This is a genomic window from Sorangium sp. So ce590, from assembly GCF_051521365.1.
Classification (GTDB): Bacteria; Myxococcota_A; Polyangia; order Polyangiales; family Polyangiaceae; genus Sorangium.
The window spans coordinates 4919445-4937073 of sequence record NZ_CP150346.1 but is presented as its reverse complement, the minus strand read 5'-3'; the positions used below and the strand labels follow the sequence as shown (position 1 = coordinate 4937073).

Sequence of the window (17629 nt, the reverse complement as noted above, 5' to 3'; positions counted from 1 at the left end):
CAGGCGTCGCCCGCGCCGGGATCACCCCCGCTCGAGGCCCATGAGCCGCTCGAGCGAGTCGCGCAGCTCGCTGGCCTCGCCCTTCTTGATGAAGTCGTAGGCGCCGGCCTCGGTCGCGTTCTTCTTCATCTCGTCGTGGTTCGAGTACACGATACAGCGGATGTGCGAGGTCGCGTCGATGGACCGGAGGCGCTCCAGGCAGCGCACCCCGTCGAGGCCCGGCATCATGACGTCCAGGATGAGCGCGTCGGGCTGGAGGTTGCCCACCGCGACGAGGGCGTCGAACGGATCCTGGAACGTGGTCAGATCGAACCTCCGCGAGAGGGTCTTGCGGAGCGCGGCGAGGACGGCGGGGTCGTCGTCGACCACGACGACCTTCGGCTTGCCCATCCGCAGGATCTCGGGGATCGGGTAGCCGTACTTCCGGAGGAAATCGAGCACGTCCAGCCGTCGGAAGCGGAGGTGCCGTCCCGGCGTGCGGAAGTGGCGGATTTCCCCCTTGTCCGCCCAGTTGTGGATGGTCTTGAGGTCCACCTGACAGAAGCGCGCGACGTCGCTCGCGGTGAACAGCTCGGGCTGCGTCGTGTTCTCTTTCGGGTTCGTTTCCATGGCTCACTCCTCGAGATCAGGCGTCGCCGGCACGGAGGGGGCATTCGTCAGGGGGGGGTCGAAGCGGGTCGTGGATCTGGGCTCTCGTTCCTGTTTGATGTGGATCGGGGATCCATGTGCGCAGCATTCTTCGGTGACGAAGCGCCCGTTGCGCAGGACATAACGGGTCGACCCCTCGGTGTGTCGCTCGCGGATCTCGTGCGACGGGTCGCCCGGCAGCGCCAGGTACGGCGGCTCGGCCCCATCGCCCGGGACGAAGCGCGGACAGATCGGCAGGAGCGGCTGGCGTTCGGCGAGCGCCACGGCGCTGCGCACGTCCGCGACCGCGGAGAGCAGCTCGAGCGCGCGCGAAGTCGGCGGAGCGAGAAAGATCTCGCCACGCTCGGCGCGCTCCAGCACCTCCGAAGGCGCGGCCCAGAAGCTCATCGTCGTCTCGTGCCCGTCGTGGCGCCCGATCTGGCCGCGCGGCAGCGGCAGCAGGAAGAAGCGCGCGTCGAAGCGGCGCGTCTCGGCGATGGGCGTGATCCACCGGGCCCACGGCACGAGCGCCGCGAGGGCGAGCTTCAGGCCACGCCGGGCGAGGATCGCGTCGAGCGGCGTCCCGGCGGCAAGCTCCCGCCCGACCGCGTCGATCTCGTCGCCGGACAGCGGCGGATCCGTCGGCAGGATCGCCCCTTCCTCCAGCGTCTCGCGGCACGCCGCCACGCACAGGGATTGCGCCGGCGCCGTGTCTGTCGCGAACGCGGCGGCGCGCGCCGGCGGCGCGGTCGCCCGATCCCTCCAGACTTCCGCGCCGTCCTGCGCGTCCACCTTCCCACCGGGGAACACAACGGCGCCGCCCATGAAGCTCGAGCTCGCGTGGCGGCGGACGCAGAACACCTCGATCCCCGCGCGATCGTCGCGCAGGACGATCACCGTGGCGGCATCGCGAGGTCGGACCGCGGTTCGGTTCTGATCGAAATCCAGCAATATGGGATAAATTTGTTCCACGTGAGCTGTCTTTCGTCAAACCGTCCGCTGCGTCTCATTTCCGGCGTACTCTGCGGTGAGCATGCGGGTTTGGGGCCAAAACAGCCGCCTTTTCCGGCGACTCGGGGACTTCCCGCAAGTGCTTTCCACGCTCTCCCGACATCGATGCCGCAGCGAGCGATCGGTCGCGGCCCTGGTCGGAGAAACTGCGTTATTTGCCGCGTGGATCAGGCGAACTCTGCCACCGACGGAGGCGTCGTTGACGGGCACGGCGCTCAAGCCTAGAATCCCGCGCCTTGCTATTTCGGGGGGCTATCTGGCCTCTCCGGACATGTCGCGGAGCCGTAAGCCCCGTTCCGGCAGCTGGGGGTCGAACGCCCCGCGGCTTGCATGCGCCAGGGAGCTCAGACGGCAGCGCCGCACGGCGCATTCGACGCGAGAGGACCTATGAACAAGGCCCAGCTGAAAAAGTTCAAGACCCTGCTTGAGACGAAGCGCGACGAGATCGTCAAGAAGGCCAAGCAAACGCTGACCGAGGACATGATGCTCGACGCGAACGATCTCCCTGACGAGATGGATCTCGCGTCGAGCGAGTACCTGCAGTCGTTCACCTTCCGGCTCCGCGGTCGCGAGAAGTCGTTCCTCGACAAGATCCAGAAGGCGCTCTTGAAGATCGAGGACGGCTCGTTCGGCAAGTGCGAGGAGTGCGAGGAGGAGATCTCGGCGAAGCGCCTCGAGGCGCGCCCCGAGACGACCCTCTGCATCCGCTGCAAAGAGGACCAGGAGAGGGTCGAGAAGGACTACGGCTGACGCCGCGCTGCGCGTGAAGGCCCCCGGGTCGGCGGTCTTCACGCGCGGTTGTGCCTCCGCGCCGTCGGGCGTGCGCTCCGCCCCCGGTCCACGTCGTGCGGACCGGGCGGGGCCACGCCCGTTCTGTTATTTGCGGGCCGCGGCGCGGCTGCGCGGGGGCTGCGGGCCGCGGCGCTTGGCCGCCGTGAGCACCTCGCGCAGGTACGCGCCGGTGTACGACGCCTCCTCCTGGGCGATCTCCTCCGGGGTGCCCGCCGCGACGACCGTCCCGCCGCGCTCGCCGCCCTCGGGGCCGAGGTCGATCACCCAGTCGCTGCAGGCGATCACGTCGAGGTTGTGCTCGATCACGAGGACGGTGTTCCCGGCGTCGCGCAGGCTCGTGAGGCTCGCGGTGAGCACCTCGATGTCCGAGAAGTGCAGGCCCGTCGTCGGCTCGTCGAGCACGTAGAGCGTGCGGCCGGTGGCCTTGCGCGCGAGCTCGCGCGCGAGCTTCACGCGCTGCGCCTCGCCGCCCGAGAGCGTCGTCGCGGGCTGACCCAGCGTGATGTAGCCGAGGCCGACCCGCGCGAGCGCCGCGAGCCGCTCCCGGACGCGGGGGAGCGCCTCGAACTGCTCGATCGCCTGCTCGACCGTGAGGTCGAGCGCGTCCGCGATCGACATCCCGCGATAGAGCACCTCGAGCGTCTCGCGGTTGTACCTGCGCCCCCCGCACGTCTCGCACGTGACGAAGATGTCGGGCAGGAAGTGCATCTCGATCCGGAGCACGCCGTCGCCCTGGCACGCCTCGCAGCGGCCGCCCTTCACGTTGAACGAGAAGCGGCCCGCCTTGTACCCGCGCGTCCTCGCCTCCGGGAGGCCCGCGTAGAGCTCGCGGAGGAGCCCGAAGACGCCCGTGTACGTCGCCGGGTTGGACCGCGGCGTGCGGCCGATGGGGGCCTGGTCGATCGAGATCACCTTGTCGATGTGCGAGAGGCCCTCGATGCCGTCGCACGCGCCGATCGGGGCGGAGCTCCGGTACAGCTCGTTCTTCGCGGCCGGCAGGAGCGTGTCGACGATGAGGCTCGACTTGCCCGAGCCCGACACGCCGGTGACCGTGCAGAAGAGGCCGACCGGGATCTCGGCCGTCACGTTGCGGAGGTTGTGCGCCCGCGCGCCGGCCACGCGGATGAAGCGCCCGTCGGGGCGCAGGCGCTTCGTGGGGATCGCCAGCTGCTTCTTGCCGCTGAGGTACGGGCCCGTGATCGACGCGGGATCGGCGCTCAGCTCCTCCGGCGTGCCCTGCGCTACCACGTTGCCGCCGTGCACCCCCGCGCCCGGGCCCATGTCCACGACGTGGTCGGCCGCGAGGATGGCGTCGCGATCGTGCTCGACGACGATCACGGTGTTGCCGAGGTCCACGAGCCGCCGGAGCGCCTCGAGCAGGCGCGTGTTGTCGCGCGCGTGCAGGCCCACCGAGGGCTCGTCGAGCACGTAGAGCACGCCGACGAGCGCGGCCCCGATCTGCGTCGCCAGGCGGATGCGCTGCCCCTCACCGCCGGAGAGCGTCTGCGCGGAGCGGTCCAGCGTGAGGTAGTCGAGCCCGACGTCGATGAGGAACCCGAGGCGCGCGATCACCGCCCGCAGCAGCGGCTCGGCGATCGCGCGCTCGCGCGGAGCGAGCCCGCTGTCGGCCGGGGCCTCGCCCGCGGCGGCTCGGTCGCCGGAGGGCCGCGGCGCCCCCTCCTTGGGCGGCATGAGCCCCTCGAGGAAGACCCGCAGCGTGCGCAGCGGCAGGGTGCCGACGTCCGCGATGTTGCGCTCGCCGAGGCGCACGGCGAGCGCCTCCGGGCGCAGGCGCCTGCCGTCGCAGGCATCGCACACCCGCGTGATGACGAAGCGGCCGATCTCGTCGGAGAGCGCGGCGCTGTCCTCGTCGAGCTCGGCCTCCTCCTCGTCGGCGATGGTGGGCTCGCCGTTGCTCAGCAGGCGCTCGAGCCGCGGGATGATCCCCTCGTAGGCCGCCTTCTTCTTCCCCCGGCCGCCGGCGCCCTGGGCGTCGCTCCCGTCGAGGATCGCTTGCCGCACGCCCGCCGGCAGCTTCGCCCAGGGGACGTCCGGATCGCAGCCGAGCGTGCTGACGGCGCGCTCGGTCTCCGTGGCGAGCGAGAGCGAGCCGCGGCGCCCCCACGCCACAACGGCGCCCTCGCGGAGCGTTCGCCGCGGATCGGGGACCACGCGCTCGGGATCGATGCGGGTCCGCGCCCCGATGCCGTCGCAGGCGGGGCAGGCGCCGTGCGGGCCGTTGAACGAGAACATCCGCGGCTCGATCGGCGGCAGGGAGATGCCGCAGTCGATGCACGCGAAGCGCTCGCTCATCCAGAGCGGCTCGATCTTCATGCCGTCGCTGGAGATGTCGACGAGCAGCCTGCCTTCGCCCAGCTTGAGGGCGAGCTCGACCGAGTCGGTGAGCCGACCCTTGATGCCCTCCTTGACCACGATCCGGTCCACGACCACGTCGAGGTCGTGGGCGCGCGTTCGGTCGAGGACGATCTCGTCGCCGAGGTCGACGATCTCGCCGTCGATGCGCGCGCGCACGAACCCCTCGCGGCGCAGCCGCTCGATGTCGAGCTTCAGCTCGCCGCGCCGGCCCCGCGCGATCGGCGCCATGATCGTGACCCGCGTCTTGTCCCCGAAATCGAGGATGCGGTCGACGATCTGCTGCACGGTCTGGGCCTCGATGCGCTTGCCGCACGCGGGACAGTGCGGGGTGCCGACCCGCGCGAAGAGCAGGCGGAGGTAGTCCGAGATCTCGGTCACCGTGCCGACGGTCGAGCGCGGGCTCTTGGCCAGCGCGCGCTGCTCGATCGCGATCGCGGGCGAGAGGCCCTCGATCGACTCCACGTCGGGCTTGGACAGCTGCTCGAGGAACTGCCGCGCGTAGGCGGAGAGCGACTCGACGTAGCGTCGCTGCCCCTCCGCGTAGATGGTGTCGAACGCCAGGGACGACTTGCCCGAGCCGCTCGGACCGGTGATCACCACCAGGCGGTCGCGCGGAAGCGACACGCTGACGTTCTTGAGGTTGTGCTGCCGAGCGCCTCGAACGACCAGTCGATCCATAGGGGGAACCGGAGAGCTATCACACACGGAAGCGGGCGTGGCGCGCTCCTGCTCGTCGCGCCCCGCTCCCCTGGCGCGTCTCCCCGCTTTCCCGGAGGGCGCGTCACGTTTCCCGCTCGCCCGACGCGCGCGGCCCATCTTCCCGCTCTTCCGGCGTGCAGCGCGTCGAGACGCACCGCGCCGGACATGGTCTTCCGGATGTCTTGCAATTCTTCTCACGTCGCTGTGCCGCGAGCTGGATTATGAGGGGGCGCGCGGGGTGACGTGGAAGCGCAACCAAGGAGTCTCTTGATGGCGGTCGGCGCCGGTGCTGCGCTCGGCGCGGTCGCGCTCCTGGCGCGGTACGCCCCCGAGCTGGACGCGCTGCTGCTCATGCCGCCCGCTCCGCCCGGGCGCTCCGCAGCCCTTCCTGCCGCGCCGCGTTCCACGGGGCCTGCGGCGCTGGCTTTCCCCTCGCCCGGCGCGCCCGCTCGCCCGGAGGAGCCGGCCTCGTCCGCTCCGGGCTCGCCCCCCGGGCCGGCCCCGCTCCCGCGGGGCGCGAGCCCGCCGGCCTCCGCGGCCCCGCTCGTCGATCCCTTCGCGGACGATCCGGTGGCGCGCGCCGCGTGTCCGGCCGACATGACGCTCGTAGACGGCGATTTTTGCCCGTCTCTCCCGTATGTCTGCGCTCGCGCTGGCGACGGGATCGGCCACGGCTGCGCCGAGTACGCGCGCGGCGCGCGCTGCCGGGCTGCCGTGGACCACCGGCGCTTCTGCATCGACCGCCACGAGTGGCCGAACCGGGTCGGCGAGCTCCCGCGCGTCTATGTCGACTGGTACGAGGCGAAGTCGCTCTGCGCCTCGATCGGCAAGCGGCTCTGCCGGCGCTCCGAGTGGATCCTCGCTTGCGAAGGACCGAAGCGGCTGCCTTATCCTTGGGGATTCGTGCGCACGCCCAGCCCCTGCAACATCGATCGCGCGGCGATCGCGTTCGACATCGACGCGATGCTGGACGAGGCGACCCGCGAGGGCGAGATCACCCGGCTGTGGCAGGCCGATCCGATCGGGTCGCACCCGAGCTGCATCAGCGCCTACGGGGCGTACGACCTGTCCGGCAACGTCGACGAGTGGACCGACAACCTCGCCGATGATCCGGGCACGCCGCGCCCGGCCACGCTCAACGGCGGCTACTGGGGCCCGGTGCGGAACACGTGCCGCCTCACGACGGGGGGGCACGGGCCGACCTTCAGCTTCTACCAGGCCGGCTTCCGTTGCTGCGCGGACACGGTGGACGGCGTCGTCACGCCGCCGCCGCGGCCGTTCATCGAGCGCGACCGCGAGAAGGACGGCGTGTACGACTGACATGCGCGAGCGCCTCGCTTTCGTCGCCGCTCTCGTCGTCGCCGCCCTGGTGAGCGCGCTCCTCTTCGCCCCGCGCTTGCAGCGGCGGCCGGAGCCGCTCGACCTCGCGAGCGCGGCGCCGCCGGCGAGCGTCCCCGCGCCGGAGCCGGCGCCGCCCGCGCTCGCGCCTCCTCCGCCCCCGCCGCTCCCTGCGTACGTGCGCGTCAACCCCGCGAGCGCCGCGGCGTGCCTCGAGGGGATGGTGCTCGTCGACGGCATCTACTGCCCCTACGTCGGGCACCGCTGCGCGGCGTACATGGACGAGGCGAAGGATATCTGCGCGCGGTTCGAGCCCGAGGTCCTCTGCGAGGGGCGCCTCCAGCACCGGCGCTTCTGCATCGACGTGTTCGAGTACCCGAACATCGAGGGCGTCCACCCGGCGGTGATGGTCAACTGGCTCGACGCGAAGCGCGCCTGCGAGACCGAGGGCAAGCGGCTCTGCTCGGGCGAGGAGTGGGAGTTCGCGTGCGAGGGCCCGCAAATGTGGCCCTATCCCTATGGAATCGCTCGCGATCCCGAGGCCTGCAACATCGACAGGAAGATCGCGATGCCCGTGCTCGAGACGTTCTCCGACCCCTGGAAGATCTCGGCGGAGGTCGAGCGGCTCGACCGCCGGGTCGCGTCCGGCGAGATGCACCGGTGCGTGAGCCCGTTCGGCGTGCGCGACATGACCGGTAACGTCGACGAGTGGATCAACAACGAGCTGGGCAAGCTGGACGAGAAGCCATTTCGATCGACGCTGAAAGGTGGCTACTGGGGGCCGATCCGCTCGCGGTGCCGCCCGGTCACCTCGACGCACAACCGGTGGTTCCGCTTCTATCAGGTCGGGTTCCGGTGCTGCGCCGACGCGCTCGACGGGGGCAAGGCCGTGGCCCCCGCCGCCAAGACGGCCCGCATCCCGCACCGCAGCCCGATGGTCGATCCGGGCGGGCGGCAGGGGCCGTGAGGGGATCGCCGCCCGGGCGGGCCTGGCGCGGGCGGCTGCGCGCGCCGCCCGCGGCCGGCGCTGTCGGGAGGGCGATCCACCCCGGAGCGCCATGGCGCCGCTGAGAAGCTGAGAACCGGTGGCGCCCGAACCGCTCCCCTTCCAACTGCGCGCGGGTTGGACTACGTTGTCGGCCGGTGCGAAAGTGCGCGGACCCGATCGGGGCTTCGCTCGTGCACCAGGGCCTATAGCTCAATCGGTCAGAGCCCCCGGCTCATAACCGGGCTGTTCCTGGTTCGAGTCCAGGTGGGCCCACGAAAGCCACGAAACACAAGGAGACAAGGAAGCACGTGAGCATCCGCGAGCAGATCGCATTCCTCGAAGAGCTGTCGGCCATCGACAGCGAGATCCGCCGCATCGATGAGCAGCTCGACAAACAGCGCGGCAGCCTGGAAGGGATGCGGTCCGAGCTGAAGCGGCTAGAGGAGCGGTTGAAGGCCGATCGGGAAGCCCTGGCGACCATGGAGAAGACGCGCTCCGAGCTCGTCATCGAGTTCCGCCAGATGTCGAACCAGATCGAGCGCTCGCGGGAGAAGCTGCAACGCTCCCGCAACGAGCGCGAGTCGAACGCCGCGCAGCGCGAGATCGAGGAGCTGCGCAAGCTGCACCGCGATCGCGAGGAGGAGATCGAGCGCCTGAACTCGGCCTCCGAGGGCGCGCGCGTGGCGATCGAGCAGGCGGAGGCGAAGCGCGTCGAGCTCTCGGGGGCGATCGACGGCAGCGCGCCGGGGACGCAGGCGTCTCTGGCCGCGCTCGAGGCAGAGCGCGCGCAGCGCGCCGAGGCGCGCCAGCAGGTGGTCAGCCAGCTGCCGGTCGTCCTGTACCGTCGCTACGAGTCGATCCGCACACGCAGGCCCGTCGCGATCGCCCGCACCTACGACGGCACGTGCCTCGGCTGCCACCTGTCCGTGCCGCCGATGATATTCCAGAAGATGCGTCGCCAGGACGAGTTCGAGCGGTGCCCTAACTGCAACCGGATCCTCTACTACATGCCGCCAGAATCCGCGCCGGGCAGCTCGCCGCCCGCGGACCCTTCCCGCGCCTGATCCCGGGTGCGGATTGAAGACCTGCTCCGCCTGCTTCCGGCTCTTTTCGCATGACAGCGGCTTCTGCCCGGTCGATGGGCAGCGCCTCATCCCCGTCGCCCAGGCCTCGCCGCCGAGGCACCGGGAGGACCGGCGCGTCGGCGCGACCCTCTGCGGCGGGCGCTACCAGGTCTGGCGCATCGTCGCGGACGGGGGCATGGGGCGCGTCTACCAGGCGCTCGATCTCCAGGTCGGCCGCAGCGTCGCCCTGAAGATCCTCCACCCCGAGGTCGCGCTCGACGAGGTGAGCGTCGAGCGCTTCCACCGCGAGTTCCAGGTCAGCGCGTCGCTGCCCCACGAGCACATCGTCGAGGTGCTCGCCTTCGAGCGGACCGAGGACCACAGCTTCGCGCTGGTCATGGAGTACCTCGAGGGGGAGGAGCTGCGGACGGTCCTGAAGCGCGACAAGGTGCTCCCCCCCGAGCGCCTGGTGCGGATGCTGTCGCAGGTCGCGCTCGGCCTCGTCGAGGCCCACGAGCGCAAGGTCGTGCACCGCGATCTCAAGCCGGACAACATCTTCCTCGTCGGCACGCACGACGGCGACCGGGTGAAGATCCTCGACTTCGGCAGCGTGCGCGACAACAGCGAGGGCGCGAAGAAGCTGACCGTCGTCGGCACGACGATCGGCTCGCCCTTCTACATGTCGCCGGAGCAGGCGCAGGGGCTGCTCGCGCTCGATCATCGCGCCGACGTCTGGTCGGTCGCGGCGATCGTGTTCGAGTGCGTCACGGGGCGTGTCCCGTTCCAGGCGTCGACCGGCCCGATGATCCTCGTCAGCATCATGGGCAGCAACCCGATGCCCCCGAGCGAGGCGGGCAAGGCGTACGGGGTGCCGGCCTCGCTCGATCCGGTGATGGAGGCGGCGTTCATGAAGAGCCCGGAGGCGCGCCTCCCGTCCGTCGGTCTGCTGGCCGATCGCGTCGGTCAGGCGTACGGCCTCGCGGGGTCTCACCGTGACTGGGCGTGCATGCCGCAGAAGGAGCTCGCGGCGCAGATCCGCGCCGCGATGCCCGCCATCCTGGCCCGCCACGACCCAGGCTCCGCGGGCGCGGCCGTCGCCCGCGCAGGGCGACCGCCCGTCGCCGCGGTCGCCGCACCGTCGCCGGGAGCCGCCGACGCGTTCGCCGAGGATATCGTGATGGGGGTGCCCCAGCGCTTGCCGCGGTGGGTCGTCCCCGCGGTGGCCAGCGCGGCCGTGCTGCTCTGCGCGCTCGTTGCCCTGCTGATCGCGCGCTGAACTGTCGCGCTGGGGACGCGCCCGCCCGGCGCCGCAGCGCGTGAAGACGTCCATCGCCGCAGCGCGTGAGCCCCGCCAGCGCCGCGGCGCGGTGCGCCCGTCCTCACGGGCGCCGGGAGCCCCCGGTTCGCGCGGACGCCGCCGCTGTGTTATTTGTGTTGACCATGAGCACCCATCCTTCAACTCGGACCCGCAAGCCCCGTTCCGCCGCGATGTGCGTGATCGCACTCTCCGGGCTCGCCGTCCTCGGCTCGGGCTGTAGCCAGAGCGAAGCGGCGACCTCCCGCGGCGCCGCCGATGTGCCTGCGGCATCACCCCAGGGCGGAAAGTCGAAGGTCGAGGATGCGGTCTACACCCTCGAGATGAAGCCGGCGGGGACGTACAAGGCCGGCCAGGAGGGGGTCGTCGAGGTCTCGCTCCTGTCGAAGGGCGACTACCACATCAACGACAAGTACCCCATCAAGTTCAAGGTCGCTGAGGCGGCCGCCGAGGGCGTCACGTACCCGAAGCCCCTGCTCAAGCGAGAAGACGGCGCGTTCGAGGAGAACAAGGGCACGCTCAAGGTCCCGTTCGTCGCGGCCAAGAAGGGTAAGACCAAGGTGGCGGGCGTGCTCTCCTTCAGCATCTGCAGCGCCGCGAACTGTCTGATGCAGAAGCAGGAGCTCGAGGCGGTCATCGACGTGCAGTAGGCACAACGGTAAACTCGGCCCCACGTGAATAACGACACCTCAGGTAGCCGGGGGGGCCAGCCCAGCGAGGTCGGCCCCAGCCAGACAGTTCAAGGCAGCGCAGCTGAGCGGGCCCGAAAGGCCCTCTCCGAGCTCGACACCATCGCCTCGTCGATGGCCCGGCGCTTCAGCGAGGAGCAGCGGGTCCTCTCTTTCCAGCAGTACCTCGAGCTGTTCGCATCCAACCCGGTCCGCTTCGGGCGCGACGCGGCTCGCTACGTCCGCGACATGTTCGATCACTTCGGCACGCGGACGATCAAGAAGCCCTGGGGTGAGCTGACGCGCTTCCAGCTGTTCGATCTCCCGTGGGAGCTCCCTCCGACCGGGCCGGAGCAGCAGGGCGCGACGGCGTCGGCCGCCTACCACGGGCGGGATTTCGCGCTGATCGGCCACGAGGAGCTCCAGGCCGAGGTCTACCGGGTGCTCTGCAACTTCGTGCGCGAGGGCAGGGCCAACCGGCTCGTCCTGATGCACGGGCCGAACGGATCGGCGAAGAGCACGCTCGCCGCCTGCATGCTGCGCGCCCTGGAGCACTACTCGACGCTCGACGAGGGCGCCGTGTACCGCTTCCACTGGGTGTTCCCGAGCCGCAAGACGATGCGCGGCTCGATCGGCTTCGGCGGCGACGTGAAGGCGAGCGCCGCGGACGGCACGAGCTACGCCCACCTCGAGGACGATCAGATCGACGCCCGGCTCGTGATCGAGCTCAGGGACCACCCGCTCTTCCTGCTCCCGGTGCGCGAGCGGCGGGCGCTCATCCTGAAGCTCTACGAGGACGCCGGCGCGGCCGAGCCGCCGCCCGAGTGGCTGATGAGCGGCAAGCTGTCCCACAAGAACCAGCAGGTCTTCGAGGCGCTCCTCGTGGCGAGCGGCGGCTCGCTCGTCGAGACGCTGCGGCACGTCCAGGTCGAGCGGTACTTCATCTCGCGCCACTACCGCATCGGCGCCGTCACGATCGGCCCGGAGCTCTCGGTCGACGCCGGCGAGCGGCAGATCACGGCGGATCGCTCGCTCGCCTCGCTCCCGACCTCGCTTCAGGCCACGACGCTCTTCGAGGCGCACGGCGAGCTCATCGAGGCCGCCGGGGGCATGCTCGAGTTCAGCGATCTCCTGAAGCGCCCGCTCGACGCCTTCCGCTACCTCCAGCTCACGCTGGAGACGGGCGAGGTCAGCCTTCCGCAGCAGACGGTGCAGACGAACGTCGTCATGATCGGCAGCGCCAACGACGTGCACCTCAACGCCTTCCGGGAGCACCCGGAGTTCCCGAGCTTCCGCGGGCGCTTCGAGTTCCTGCGCGCGCCCTATCTCCGGAGCTACCTCGACGAGCAGACGATCTACGACGCGCAGATCGTCCCGTTCGTGACCCGCCACGTCGCCCCGCACGCGACGCGCGTCGCCGCGCAGTTCGCCGTGCTCACCCGCATGCGTCAGCCGGAGGCGAAGCGGTACCCCGACGCGCTCGCGCCGCTCGTCTCGAGCCTCACGGCCGTCGAGAAGATGGAGCTGTTCGCGACGGGAACGGCGCCGGAGCGGTTTGACGTCGAGGCGCAGAAGGTCCTGCGCGCGGGCATCGAGGCCATCTACCACGAGAGCGATGCGTCCGTGGACTTCGAGGGGCGGCTCGGCGTCTCGCCGCGCGAGGTGCGGTCGCTCCTGCTCGACGCGGCGCAGAGCGCGGACCACACGTGCCTCTCGCCGTTCGCCGTGCTGTCGGAGCTCGACGCGCTCTGCAAGCGGCAGGCGGAGTACGACTGGCTCAAGGAGAAGCAGCTCGCGGGCGGCTACCACGACCACCGGCTCTTCCGCGAGGTCGTGCGCACGCGCCTGCTCGACACGCTCGAGGAGGAGATGCGGACGGCCAGCGGCCTCGTCGACGAGACCCGCTACGCCGAGCTGTTCGATCGGTACATCTCCCACGTCGGCGTCTGGGTGAAGGGGGAGAAGATCCGGAACCCGCACACCGGCGACTTCGAGAACCCGGACGAGCGCATGATGCGCGAGGTGGAGGCGCTGCTCGGCGTCCGCACGAAGCACGACGATCACCGGCGCGGCTTGATCTCGGCGATCGCCGCGTGGGCCATCGATCACCCGGGCCAGAGGATCGTGAACGCGGTCGTGTTCCCGCAGCAGATCCGCAAGGTGCGGGAGGCGGTGTTCACGGAGCGGCGCAAGGGCGTAGCGCTGCTCGTCCGCGACCTGGTCGCGCTCCTCCGCGACGCGCAGAGCGACGGCAAGTCCGACAAGGGCTGGGGCGAGCTGCGCGAGGAGGAGCGCAGGAACGCGACGCGCGCGCTGGAGCGGCTGCGCGGGATGGGCTACTGCGACCGCTGCGCGCTCGACGCCGCGAGCGCGCTGCTCCGCGCGCGCTTCGCGGAGCTCGTCACCTGAGCCGAAGCATGCTCATCGACTCGCACTGCCACGTCGATCCGCAGCATTTCCGCGAGGGCGCGGACGCCGTCCTCGACCGCGCGCGGGCCGCCGGCGTCGACGCGTTCGTGGTCGTCGGCGTCGACGCCGATCTCTCGGCGGCGCGCTTCGCCGCGGATCTCGCGGCGCGGCGCGCCGACGTGCACGCCGCGGTCGGCGTCCATCCGCACGACGCCTCCGCCATGGACGACAGGATGCTCGCGGAGATCGAGGTGCTCGCGCGCCGCCCCGAGGTCGTGGCCGTCGGCGAGATCGGCCTCGACTACCACTACATGCACTCGCCCAGGGACACGCAGCAGCGCGTCTTCGCCGACCTCGTCGCCCTCGCGCGGAGGGTCGAGAAGCCGATCGTCATCCACACGCGCGAGGCGCCGGAGGACACGCTCGCGATCCTGGAGCGGGCAGGGGCGAGCGACGTGGGCGGCATCATCCACTGCTTCTCCGAGGATCGCGCGTTCGCCGAGCGGGCGCTCGCGCTCGACTTCGACATCTCGTTCTCCGGCATCGTCACCTTCAAGAGCGCGCGTGCGATCCAGGAGGTCGCCGCGTGGGCTCCCGGGGACCGGATCCTGGTCGAGACCGACAGCCCCTACCTCGCGCCCGTGCCGTTCCGCGGAAAGCGGTGCGAGCCAGGGCACGTGCTGCACACGGCCCGCTTCGTCGCGGAGCTCCGGGGCGAGCCCTTCGAGGCGCTGGCCGCGCGCACCGCGGAGAACACCCGCCGGCGGCTGCGGCTCCCGAAGGCCGACGCGCTCGCCTCGCTCACCGTCTGAGACGAGCCCGCGCCAGCGGCGCCGCCGGGCTCGCCTCGTGCGAGTTTCAAGGCATAGTGACAGGACGATGGCGCAGAGGTCACGCGACGGCCGCCGGATCGCATCCGCGTGGGCGCTCTCCGTCGCTGCCCACGCCGGGCTTCTCGGGGCAGGCGCGGTGGTCGTCGCGAGCTCGCTCTCGGCGCGGGAGGTGACGCTCGCGCGCACGGTCGGAGCGCCGGCGGCGATGAGCGCGCCGATCGAGATCGACCTCCCCGTGGTCTCGGACGGCACGCTCGACAGCGCCGCCGCGATCGCGCCCGAGCTGCCCGCGAGCCGGGCGCGTGGCGGAGGGGAAGCCGCGGCGCGGCCGGACACGGGCACGAGCGGCCGCGGCGGCACCGAGGCGGCCGAGCTGCCGGCGCTGAACCTCGCCGACAGGGACGACGCGACGTTTCTGTCTCCCGAGGTCCGCTCACGCCTCGACAGGAGCCAGATCCAGCGCATCCGCTCGTCGTCCCATCGCGCGTCGCGCGAGGACTGGCGAGCCAGCCGGGAGCCCATGGAGCTCACGTTCCTCGCGGGCGGCCGCGTCGGCAGCCGGGCCGAGCGACGTGCCGCGTCCGAGCGCGATCCGTCGGTCGGGGCGCGCGACAGCGGGGCGCCCGAGCGTCGGGGCAGCGCGCTCGGCGCAGCTGCCCGGCCCGCGGGCGTCGAGCGCGAGGTCGACGTGTCCGGCGCACCCGGCGCGACGCTGTCCCTCGGCGCGAGTCCGCGCGCGGTCGGCGGAGCCGTGGAGGGCGGCGAGCGCTCGTCCGCGGGGCTGGGCGTGCGCGACGGGCGGCCCGGCGCGGATCATCGCGACAGCGCGGCGGTCCCGCTGGCGCGGCCGAGGGTCGCCGTGGGTACGCCCTCGGTCCCCGCCGACGTCGCGGGGCGCCCGAGCGACACGGTCGACAGCGAACAGGAGGTGGCGACGGCGATCCAGTCGCTCGTTCATGCCAGCTCGGCCGGTGGCGCGCGCGGGCTCGGTCCGGGCGGAGAGGCGGGGCCGGGCGCGATCGGATCGGGCGGCGTGGCGGGCCGCGGCGCGCGCTCCAGCGCGCTCGGCTCGGGGCGCGGCCGGCTGCTCGACAACGATCCCCTCGATCGCCGGCGCAACCTCTACATGCGGCAGGTCATGGCCAAGCTGCACCCGCTCTGGGCTGACGCGTTCCCCAAGTGGGCTGCGGGCGAGGGGCTCCAGGGGACCGTGATCGTGACGTTCGTGATCCGCGCGGACGGGACGGTCGAGAGCGCGTCGGTGACGCGGCCGAGCGGCATCCCCGAGTTCGACGAGAACTGCCGGCGCGCGGTGCTGCGCGGCGCGCCGTACCCGCCGGTGCCCCCCGAGCTCGGTGAGAGCTTTCGGTGGTCGATGCCGTTCGAGGCGAGGAACCCCGCCGTCCTGCCGAAGCACCCCGCCGGCGACCGATGAATCGATGAATCGACGAGGTCGATGAGCCCGACGCCCCGATCGACGCGTGTCGACGGCGGGGTCGCAAGGGCAAGACATCGCTTGACAGGCTGGGAACGGGGCGGTACTAGTCCGCCCTCACTTTTGCCGAAGTAGCTCAGCTGGCCAGAGCAGGCGTTTCATACGCGCCGGGTCGGGGGTTCGAGTCCCTCCTTCGGCACCAGCAATGGTGACAGTCGGCCGCTGGCCTCCCTGAACTCAGGGCCAGCGTTTGCGGCGAGCTCCTCAAGGCCGGACGTGGACGAGGGATCCTTCCTCGCCGCTGCTGTGCACGGCGTGCCAGCCATCGGGGAGCGCCGGTTCGGCCCACAGGAAGATGCGCCGCGCATCGACGGGCGTCAGCGCGATGTCGTGAAAGCCTTGCGCTTCGCCGACCCCGGCGCCCCAGTACATGCCGGTGATCGCGTGGCCTGGCGCGAAGTCCATCACCCACGGGGCGTCGGCGACGTCGAAGCTGTCGGCCACCTCGCGCGGGTCGATGTTGCGCGTCACGTGCTTGCTCCGCACGCGGAAGGTGCCGCGCGCCGTGGACGCGCTCGATGCGGGATCGCGGAGCTGATCGCGTCCGGACGAGATCAGCGTGGCGTAGATCGGCTTCTGCCCCTCGTAGGCCGTCAGGGTCTGGTTGGCCAGGCTGACGTCGAGCCAGCGCTGCGAGCCCTTGGCGAACTCGGGGAGCTTGGCGCGCCGCACGATGACGACGAGATCCTGAGAGCGCAGCCAGAAGCCGTCGCGTGCCTCCTCGAAGCGGACGCCGGCCACCGTCCTGAACTTGCCCGTGAGCGGCACGCCCGTGTGCCGCTCGAGCTCCTCCTCGTTGAGAGTGGCCTTGCCGTGGCCTATCGACCACGTGTTGACGTCGTGGCGATGCACGAACGCCACGGGCAGCCCGACCTTCTCGACGTCGAGGCCGTGCCACGGCGAGCCGAGCGCGGCCCGCAGCCGATCGGCCGGGATGAGCCGTCCGTCCGGCGTCACGCCGAGCCTGCGGCCGTCCGTCTCTCCCGCCGTGAAGGTGCGGGTGATCGCGACCCCGCTGCCCTTGCGCAGCGCCACCGTCTTCATCGCGGAGCGCAGATCGACGGGCGCGCCATCCTTCGCGCCGAGCTCGATGCCGAGCGCGGCGAGGGGTGGGAGCGGCGCGATCGCGTCGGCGAGCGGAAAGAGGAAATATCCGGCCTCGGTCCTCCGCCCGTCCTCGCCCACGCCCTCTCGCTGCGGCAGCAGCACCGGCGGTCCGGTGGCGATGCCGCGCTCATCCAGCGGGACGTCGTTGGCCGACGCGCCGAGCTGCGCGTCGCTGCGCTGCACGCGCTCGAGATGGCGCTCGAGATCCGGCTCGGCGTGCCGCAGCTCCTCGCTGCTCGGCACCCCGAAGTACGCCGGGGTTCCCTGGGTCCGCGCGCGCCCGTAGCGGTAGGGGAGGGGCCGCGACAGATCGGGCGGCGCCGGCAGCACCGCGACCGCGTCGGTGTGCAGCGTCGCGCCGTCGCCCACGCAGACGAAGCCGCGGGGGCGGATCGCGTACCACTCTCCGCTGCACCCCGCGCGTCCGTATGGCTCCGCGGATCGCACGACGGCGGCGCCGGGATAGAGCTCTCCGAGCCTGCGCGCGCCTGACTGCGGGCGCGCGAGCACGGGCGTCCCCGCGCGCAGCGCGATCAGCTTGGGCCCGTCCGCGGGCAGCGCGGCGACCTGGAGCTCGCCGCCGTCGCCCGCTTCGTCCTTCGACAGCTCCACCGATGCGCCTGCCGCCTTGCAACCGGACATGGCCAGCGCGACGATCAGGCCTGCCAGCCCGTCGAGAAGACGCGGCCGGGCGCCGCCTCCGGAGCGTCGTGGCGCGCGGAGCAGCGGCGCCCGGAGGTCCGGAGGCGAGACCGGCCGGGAGAGCTCCGTCGGCAGGGAAGCGAGCGGCATCGGCCGACGCATGCCCGACTTGCGCGCCCTGGGCCAAGTTCCAGGGCGCCGCCTGCGTGCGTGCGCGACGTGCGCATCGCCCGCGCGCGTCCCGCCCGGCCGCTGGCGCCGTGCG

At 71.5% G+C, this 17629-nt stretch carries 13 protein-coding genes and 2 tRNA genes; 11 read left to right on the top strand and 4 right to left on the bottom strand.

Annotated features, from left to right (window positions below; translation table 11 throughout):
* Positions 1 to 21: 21 nt before the first annotated feature.
* Positions 22 to 609 (bottom strand): response regulator, encoded by a 588-nt coding sequence (locus tag WMF28_RS18590; protein WP_437603582.1) that lies wholly within the window; start codon positions 607 to 609, stop codon positions 22 to 24.
* A 3-nt stretch (positions 610 to 612) separates the two neighbouring features.
* A complete protein-coding gene (locus WMF28_RS18585; RefSeq protein ID WP_437603581.1) occupies positions 613 to 1524 on the bottom strand; it encodes an NUDIX hydrolase in 912 nt (303 codons plus the stop codon).
* A 501-nt stretch (positions 1525 to 2025) separates the two neighbouring features.
* On the opposite strand from WMF28_RS18585, the gene WMF28_RS18580 reads away from it, so the two are divergent.
* Positions 2026 to 2388 (top strand): TraR/DksA family transcriptional regulator, encoded by a 363-nt coding sequence (locus WMF28_RS18580; RefSeq protein WP_437603580.1) that lies wholly within the window; start codon positions 2026 to 2028, stop codon positions 2386 to 2388.
* A 126-nt stretch (positions 2389 to 2514) separates the two neighbouring features.
* On the opposite strand, the gene uvrA is transcribed toward WMF28_RS18580, so the two are convergent.
* The gene (uvrA, locus tag WMF28_RS18575) at positions 2515 to 5484 is read right to left on the bottom strand and encodes an excinuclease ABC subunit UvrA (protein ID WP_437603579.1); all 2970 of its coding nucleotides are present in this window, start codon (positions 5482 to 5484) and stop codon (positions 2515 to 2517) included.
* Positions 5485 to 5775: 291 nt separating this feature from the next.
* Between uvrA and WMF28_RS18570 the strand changes: the two genes are divergently transcribed.
* The 10 genes from WMF28_RS18570 (at position 5776) to WMF28_RS18525 (ending at position 15757) form a co-directional block, all read left to right on the top strand.
* On the top strand, positions 5776 to 6825 hold the full coding sequence (locus WMF28_RS18570) for an SUMF1/EgtB/PvdO family nonheme iron enzyme (RefSeq protein ID WP_437603578.1): 1050 nt from the start codon (positions 5776 to 5778) through the stop codon (positions 6823 to 6825).
* A gap of 1 nt (position 6826) precedes the next feature.
* The gene (locus tag WMF28_RS18565; protein WP_437603577.1) at positions 6827 to 7810 is read left to right on the top strand and encodes a formylglycine-generating enzyme family protein; all 984 of its coding nucleotides are present in this window, start codon (positions 6827 to 6829) and stop codon (positions 7808 to 7810) included.
* 220 nt (positions 7811 to 8030) lie between these two features.
* Positions 8031 to 8104, top strand: a tRNA-Ile gene (locus tag WMF28_RS18560).
* A gap of 35 nt (positions 8105 to 8139) precedes the next feature.
* Positions 8140 to 8895 carry a zinc ribbon domain-containing protein gene (locus WMF28_RS18555; protein WP_437603576.1) on the top strand — a complete coding sequence of 252 codons (756 nt, stop codon included), beginning with the start codon at positions 8140 to 8142 and terminating at the stop codon, positions 8893 to 8895.
* Between the two features lie 13 nt (positions 8896 to 8908).
* Positions 8909 to 10171: a serine/threonine-protein kinase gene (locus WMF28_RS18550; RefSeq protein ID WP_437603575.1), complete on the top strand. Its 1263-nt coding sequence runs from the start codon at positions 8909 to 8911 to the stop codon at positions 10169 to 10171.
* A gap of 212 nt (positions 10172 to 10383) precedes the next feature.
* Entirely contained in the window at positions 10384 to 10860 is a 477-nt protein-coding gene (locus WMF28_RS18545; RefSeq protein ID WP_437603574.1) for a hypothetical protein, read from the top strand.
* A gap of 153 nt (positions 10861 to 11013) precedes the next feature.
* Complete coding sequence (locus WMF28_RS18540) at positions 11014 to 13287, top strand: PrkA family serine protein kinase (protein ID WP_437603573.1); 2274 nt, start codon at positions 11014 to 11016, stop codon at positions 13285 to 13287.
* Positions 13288 to 13295: 8 nt separating this feature from the next.
* Entirely contained in the window at positions 13296 to 14099 is an 804-nt protein-coding gene (locus WMF28_RS18535) for a TatD family hydrolase (protein ID WP_437603572.1), read from the top strand.
* A 67-nt stretch (positions 14100 to 14166) separates the two neighbouring features.
* Positions 14167 to 15555: an energy transducer TonB family protein gene (locus tag WMF28_RS18530; RefSeq protein ID WP_437603571.1), complete on the top strand. Its 1389-nt coding sequence runs from the start codon at positions 14167 to 14169 to the stop codon at positions 15553 to 15555.
* A gap of 125 nt (positions 15556 to 15680) precedes the next feature.
* Positions 15681 to 15757 (top strand) — tRNA-Met (locus WMF28_RS18525).
* A 62-nt stretch (positions 15758 to 15819) separates the two neighbouring features.
* Here the strand turns inward: WMF28_RS18525 and WMF28_RS18520 are convergent.
* Positions 15820 to 17514, bottom strand: coding sequence for a L,D-transpeptidase (locus WMF28_RS18520; RefSeq protein WP_437603570.1), 1695 nt, complete (start codon positions 17512 to 17514; stop codon positions 15820 to 15822).
* Positions 17515 to 17629 lie beyond the last annotated feature (115 nt).

Bases quoted from the DNA above. Each gene is read 5' to 3' on its own strand.
- WMF28_RS18540 (WP_437603573.1), top strand. From the start codon at position 11,014: ATGGCCCGGCGCTTCAGCGAGGAGCAGCGGGTCCTCTCTTTCCAGCAG.
- WMF28_RS18590 (WP_437603582.1), bottom strand. From the start codon at position 609: ATGGAAACGAACCCGAAAGAGAACACGACGCAGCCCGAGCTGTTCACC.
- WMF28_RS18520 (WP_437603570.1), bottom strand. From the start codon at position 17,514: ATGCCGCTCGCTTCCCTGCCGACGGAGCTCTCCCGGCCGGTCTCGCCT.
- WMF28_RS18580 (WP_437603580.1), top strand. From the start codon at position 2,026: ATGAACAAGGCCCAGCTGAAAAAGTTCAAGACCCTGCTTGAGACGAAG.
- WMF28_RS18570 (WP_437603578.1), top strand. From the start codon at position 5,776: ATGGCGGTCGGCGCCGGTGCTGCGCTCGGCGCGGTCGCGCTCCTGGCG.
- WMF28_RS18565 (WP_437603577.1), top strand. From the start codon at position 6,827: ATGCGCGAGCGCCTCGCTTTCGTCGCCGCTCTCGTCGTCGCCGCCCTG.
- WMF28_RS18545 (WP_437603574.1), top strand. From the start codon at position 10,384: ATGTGCGTGATCGCACTCTCCGGGCTCGCCGTCCTCGGCTCGGGCTGT.
- WMF28_RS18530 (WP_437603571.1), top strand. From the start codon at position 14,167: ATGGCGCAGAGGTCACGCGACGGCCGCCGGATCGCATCCGCGTGGGCG.
- uvrA (WP_437603579.1), bottom strand. From the start codon at position 5,484: ATGGATCGACTGGTCGTTCGAGGCGCTCGGCAGCACAACCTCAAGAAC.
- WMF28_RS18535 (WP_437603572.1), top strand. From the start codon at position 13,296: ATGCTCATCGACTCGCACTGCCACGTCGATCCGCAGCATTTCCGCGAG.